Annotated in this window: 5 protein-coding genes; 4 read left to right on the top strand and 1 reads right to left on the bottom strand. The window is 72.6% G+C overall.

Translation table 11 applies throughout. The features are described from left to right. Window positions 1-137: 137 nt before the first annotated feature. The 4 genes from ACFTZL_RS40985 to ACFTZL_RS40970 all read left to right on the top strand — a co-directional run bounded on the left by ACFTZL_RS40985 (window position 138) and on the right by ACFTZL_RS40970 (window position 3,187). Window positions 138-659 carry a hypothetical protein gene (locus tag ACFTZL_RS40985; protein ID WP_382594490.1) on the top strand — a complete coding sequence of 174 codons (522 nt, stop codon included), beginning with the start codon at window positions 138-140 and terminating at the stop codon, window positions 657-659. A 113-nt stretch (window positions 660-772) separates the two neighbouring features. Then, window positions 773-1,663 carry a DUF4097 domain-containing protein gene (locus ACFTZL_RS40980; RefSeq protein ID WP_382594487.1) on the top strand — a complete coding sequence of 297 codons (891 nt, stop codon included), beginning with the start codon at window positions 773-775 and terminating at the stop codon, window positions 1,661-1,663. Between the two features lie 42 nt (window positions 1,664-1,705). Then, entirely contained in the window at window positions 1,706-2,962 is a 1,257-nt protein-coding gene (locus tag ACFTZL_RS40975) for a cytochrome P450 (protein WP_382594484.1), read from the top strand. A gap of 66 nt (window positions 2,963-3,028) precedes the next feature. Beyond that, window positions 3,029-3,187, top strand: a complete 159-nt coding sequence (locus tag ACFTZL_RS40970) for a ferredoxin (RefSeq protein ID WP_382594481.1) — start codon at window positions 3,029-3,031, stop codon at window positions 3,185-3,187. Between the two features lie 9 nt (window positions 3,188-3,196). On the opposite strand, the gene ACFTZL_RS40965 is transcribed toward ACFTZL_RS40970, so the two are convergent. Next, entirely contained in the window at window positions 3,197-4,714 is a 1,518-nt protein-coding gene (locus ACFTZL_RS40965) for an AAA family ATPase (protein ID WP_382594478.1), read from the bottom strand. Between the last annotated feature and the right edge of the window lie 146 nt (window positions 4,715-4,860).

The raw sequence follows: 4,860 nt of genomic DNA, 5'->3' as shown, positions 1-4,860 counted from the left end.
CCATCGCAAGCCCGATCATGACCATCACAGCGCGACGACACCTCAACCCGAAAGAGAAAGGGCAGGTCAAGGCCCACTTCAACGAGAAAGAGCCAAGATGGCTCGCCATGGCGCCAACCATGTGCCATCATGACGTCATGGACCTCACGCCCTATGTCGACACCCTCCGGCGCGAGCTGGCCGTCGCCGCGGATGCCGGCGGCGACGACGCCCGCGCGCTGGCCGAGCGGCTCACCGCCCCTCTGGAGTCCGCCGCCCGCCTGACCCTCCTCGACGCGCTGTCCGCCGCCATGAGCGAGGTCACGCGGGAGCTGGCGCCGGGCTCGGTCGACGTGCGACTGCGCGGATCCGACCCGGAGTTCGTGGTGACGGCGCCGCACGCCCCGGAGCCGTTCCGGGAGGCGTGGGAGCCGATGGCGGCCCCCACGCCGCCACCGCTGCCCGCGGACGCCGACGACGGCGCCATGGCGCGCATCAACTTCCGTCTCCCCGCCCAGCTCAAGACCCGCACCGAGGAGGCCGCGGCGGCCGAGGGCCTGTCGGTCAACGCCTGGCTGGTGCGGGCCGTGTCCCTGGCCCTCGACGGCGGGGAGCGCGCGAGCCCGCCGGGCCGCGGCGAGGACCCGGTCAGCCGGAGCCTCACCGGCTGGGTCGGCTAGGCCCCGGCCGGGCCCACCCCACTCTCACCGGCGGCTCGCCGATTCCGCCGACGTCACTCATCACCCGCCCCACCGGCGGGACCACCCACCCAAGCCAAGAGGACGGGACAGCCATGCCTGCTTTCGACACCCCCGAACCGATCTCCGTCACCCTCGAGTTGGAGGCCGGCACCGCCCGCATCACCGCGGGCAAGCGCACCGACACGGTCGTGGAAGTGCTGCCGCGCAACGGCTCCGACGACAACGACGTACGCGCCGTGCAGCAGACCCAGGTCACCTTCTCGGGCGGCCGCCTCACGATCAGGACGCCCAGGAAGCGGTCCCTGTTCGGCAAGCCGGGCGCCATCGAGGTGAGCGTCGAACTGCCCGCGGGATCGGACGTCCGGGGCACCTCGGCCATGGGCGGCATCTTCTGCGAAGGCCGCTTCGGAGACGTCGCACTCAAGACCTCGCTCGGCGACCTCCAGGTCGACGAGGCGGCCGGCGCCGTCCTCAAGACCGACCACGGCGACATCCGCCTGGCCCGCGCGACCGGAGACGTCGAGATCACCGGCGCCGGCCGGGTCGAGGTCGGCACCGTCGCCGGCACGGCGACCATCAGGAACGGCAACGGCGCCACCGAGGTCGGCGAGGTCACCGGCGGCCTGAAGACCAACGCGGCCAACGGCGACATCTCCGTCGGCATCGCGCACGGCGACGTCGGCGCCAAGTGCGCCAACGGCCGGATCGAGATCGGCGTCGCCCACGCCGGCGTCGACGCGATGGCCTCCAACGGCCGCATCCGCGTCGGCGACGCCACCCGCGGCCGGATCGAACTGCGCACCTCCGTCGGCGACCTCGAAGTGGGCATCCACGAGGGCACCGCCGCCTGGCTCGACCTGAACGCCAAGTACGGCACGGTACGCAACTCGCTCGGCTCCTCGGCCGGCCCCGCGGACTCCGACGAGACCGTCGAGGTGCATGCCCGGACCTCGGCCGGCGACATCGTCATTCGCCGCGCCTGACCTCGCCCACGCACACCCCGCCCGACGATCGCAGGAGGACCCATGCCGTACGACCCGACGGCCGCCGACACCACCACGGCCGACACCGCCACGGCCGGCAGCACCGACGAGGAGCCGCCCACCCTGCCCACCGACCGGCACACCGGCTGCCCCTTCGACCCGCCCGCCGAACTCACCGCGCTGAGCGACCAGCCACTGCGCCCCATGCGCTACGCCGACGGACACACGGGCCGGCTCGCCACCGGCCACGCCGCGGCCCGCGCGATCCTCGCCGACCGGCGCTTCAGCTCACGCTACGAACTCCTGCACATGCCGGTACCGGTCCCCGGGATGCCCTCGGAGCTGCCGCCGGCCCCGGTCGGCGACATCACCGGCCTCGACGCCCCCGAGCACACCCGCTACCGGCGCCTGCTCACCGGTAAGTTCACCGTCCGGCGCATGCGGCAACTCACCGAGCGCGTCGAGCAGTTCACCACCGAGTGCCTGGACGCCATGGAGCAGGCCGGGCCCACGGCCGACCTGGTCGAGGCGCTGGCGCGGCCCGTGCCCGCGCTCGTGATCTGCGAGCTGCTCGGCGTGCCGTACACGGACCGCGAGCGGTTCCAGAGCCAAGTGGAGACCATCTTCGACCAGGCGGCGGACGCCGAGGCGAGGGGCGGCGCCTACGCGGCACTGCTCCAGTACCTGAACGAACTGGTCCTCGCCAAGCGCGCCGAACCCACCGACGACCTGCTCAGCGATCTGACCACCTCCGACCTCACCGACGAGGAACTGGCCGGAATCGGCGGACTGCTGCTCGCCGCCGGGCTCGACACCACCGCGAACATGCTCGCCCTCGGCACCTTCGCCCTGCTGAGCAACCCCGACCAGCTCGACGCCCTGCGCGCCGACCCCGGCCTCGCCGAGCAGGCCGTGGAGGAACTGCTGCGCTACCTCAGCGTGGCCGACCCGATTCTGCGAGCGGCGCTCGAGGACGTGGAGGTGGAAGGCCGGTTGATCAGGGCAGGCGAGACAGTGACCGTTTCCGTGCAGGCCGCCAACCGCGACCCGCACAGGTTTCCCGACCCCGACCGGCTCGACATCCACCGCAAGGCCACCGGACACCTCTCCTTCGGGCACGGCGCCCACCAGTGCCTGGGCCAGCAGCTCGCCCGCGTCGAGATGGCCGTCGTGTTCCCCGCGCTCCTCGCCCGCTTCCCCACCCTGCGGCTCGCGGTGCCGCCCCGGGAGGTGCCGCTGCGCGAACACTCCAACATCTACGGCGTGATCGGCCTGCCCGTCACCTGGGACGAGGAGTAGCCCCATGAGCGACCCACACGAGCCGCTGCGGATCGGAGTGGCCGTGAGCGCTGTGCCGGCGCCGGCATGTGCGCCCTGACGGCTCCCGAGGTCTTCGACCAGGACGACGAGGAAGGCCTGGTGGTGCTCCTGCGCCCGGATCCGGCCCCCGAGCACCGGGCCGCCGCCCGGATGGCCGCCGGGCTCTGCCCGGCCGGAGCCATCGCGCTCGGCACCCCGGATTGACGGGCCCGGCTACTCGAAGTCGCGGCCCCGCCACCCCTCCGCGTCCTCGGCATCCTCGGCATCCTCGGCGCCCGGCACCCCGAGCAGGCGCCGGGTCAGCCGGTCGTGGTCGGAGAGGAGTTCGTCGAGGGCGGCGCGGACGTCCTCCGCCTCCGTGCGGGGCGACTCGCGCTCGGCGGCGATCAGTACGGACCTGCGGACCAGCTCCCTGGTGAAGGACGCCGTCGTGCCCTCCGTGCGGGCCACCACCTCGTCGGTGACCTCCTTGCCCAGACCGAGGCCGGAGCCGTACAGATCGAGCAGCCGGGCGCGCCCTTCGGCGTCCGGCAGGGGGATCTCCACGGCGAGGTCGACGCGCCCCGGGCGCTGGGCCAGGGCCGGTTCCAGCAGGTCGGCACGGTTGGTGGTGAGCAGGAAGGCGACATCGGCGTCGTCGCCGAGGCCGTCCATCTCGTTCAGGATCTGGAAGAGCAGCGGCTGCTCGCCACCGCCGTGGTCGCGGGCCTCGGCGATGAGGTCGCAGTCCTCCAGGACGACCAGCGCCGGCTGGAGCATCCGGGCCAGGGCGCAGGCCGGCCCGATGGCGTCGATGCTCGTCCCGGACAGCACGACGACCGTGAACTCGGGGAGGTGGGACAGGAGATACCGGATGGTGTGGGTCTTGCCGGTGCCGGGCGGACCGTACAGCAGCAGTCCGCGCCGCAGGTGCTGGCCGGCCGCGAGCAGTCGCGCACGACGCCGGGCCACGCCCACGACCTGCCGCTCCACGCGCTCCAGCAGCCCGTCGGGGAGCACGATGTCGTCGCGGGTCAGTCCGGGCCTGCGGTGGAAGCGGAACGGTCCGAGGCCGTGGCCGAACTCCGAGCCCTCGAAGGAGAGGACCTGGCCCCGGAAGATGTTGAGTTCGCGCACGAGTGTGTCGAGCTCGGCGAGCAGCCGGTCGGCGAACTCCTTCTCCCCGGCCAGCACCTCGATCTCCACCTTGTTGCGCCCGTACTCGTCCTGCGGCCCGCGCAGCAGCACGGCGAACCGGTCGTCGCCCTCCGCCCCGAGGTAGAACCCGCAGGAGACGCAGGCGAGTTCCGCGTCGGGCGAGACGGGAAGCTGGGCGTAGTCGACGGCGCCGACGGTGAACCGGTCGTACCGGTCGGCCGCTTCGAGGATGTCGCCGAGGGTCAGCTCGCCGTGATGCTGGGCACCACGCATGCCGACGAGCTCGTACGACCGTCCGGCCCCCTCGAACCAGCGCTCCAGGGCGAGATGGACATTGGGCAGGTCGTACGGCGGATAGGCGGCCTTGACCACGGGCCGGTCGCCCGGGGTGGAGCCCAGATGCTCCCGGAGCCGCTCGGAGAGATCGCGGCCGCCGTCACCGTCCCGCCGCTTCGGCCGGGCCACCGCCATCAGGAACTCCTGGAACAGCTCACCGATCTGCTCCATGGACAGCGGGGACGCCTCCCGTCCGGCCCCGTACCGCGTCTCGTACTCGTCCGAGCTCATGATCTCGACGTGCTGTGACTCCCCCATGCCCCGCCTCCGTGCGTGCGCGCTGCGGCCAAGGTTTCCCAGCCTGTGCCCCGGCGTCCGGACGGGTCAAAGCATTTGGGCGTGCGGGTGACGAGCGGGGGCGGAAACGGCGACGCCGAGCGGACAGGTCCTGGGGGAGGAGGACC

The sequence above is a fragment of the Streptomyces sp. NPDC056948 genome, from assembly GCF_042674225.1.
Classification (GTDB): Bacteria; Actinomycetota; Actinomycetes; order Streptomycetales; family Streptomycetaceae; genus Streptomyces; species Streptomyces purpurascens.
Note: the sequence above shows the minus strand (reverse complement) of the source record. Positions and strands in the feature narration are given on the sequence as shown.

Excerpts from the sequence above, each read along its gene's own strand:
- ACFTZL_RS40985 (WP_382594490.1), top strand. The coding sequence starts at position 138 with ATGGACCTCACGCCCTATGTCGACACCCTCCGGCGCGAGCTGGCCGTC.
- ACFTZL_RS40980 (WP_382594487.1), top strand. The coding sequence starts at position 773 with ATGCCTGCTTTCGACACCCCCGAACCGATCTCCGTCACCCTCGAGTTG.
- ACFTZL_RS40975 (WP_382594484.1), top strand. The coding sequence starts at position 1,706 with ATGCCGTACGACCCGACGGCCGCCGACACCACCACGGCCGACACCGCC.
- ACFTZL_RS40970 (WP_382594481.1), top strand. The coding sequence starts at position 3,029 with ATGTGCGCCCTGACGGCTCCCGAGGTCTTCGACCAGGACGACGAGGAA.
- ACFTZL_RS40965 (WP_382594478.1), bottom strand. The coding sequence starts at position 4,714 with ATGGGGGAGTCACAGCACGTCGAGATCATGAGCTCGGACGAGTACGAG.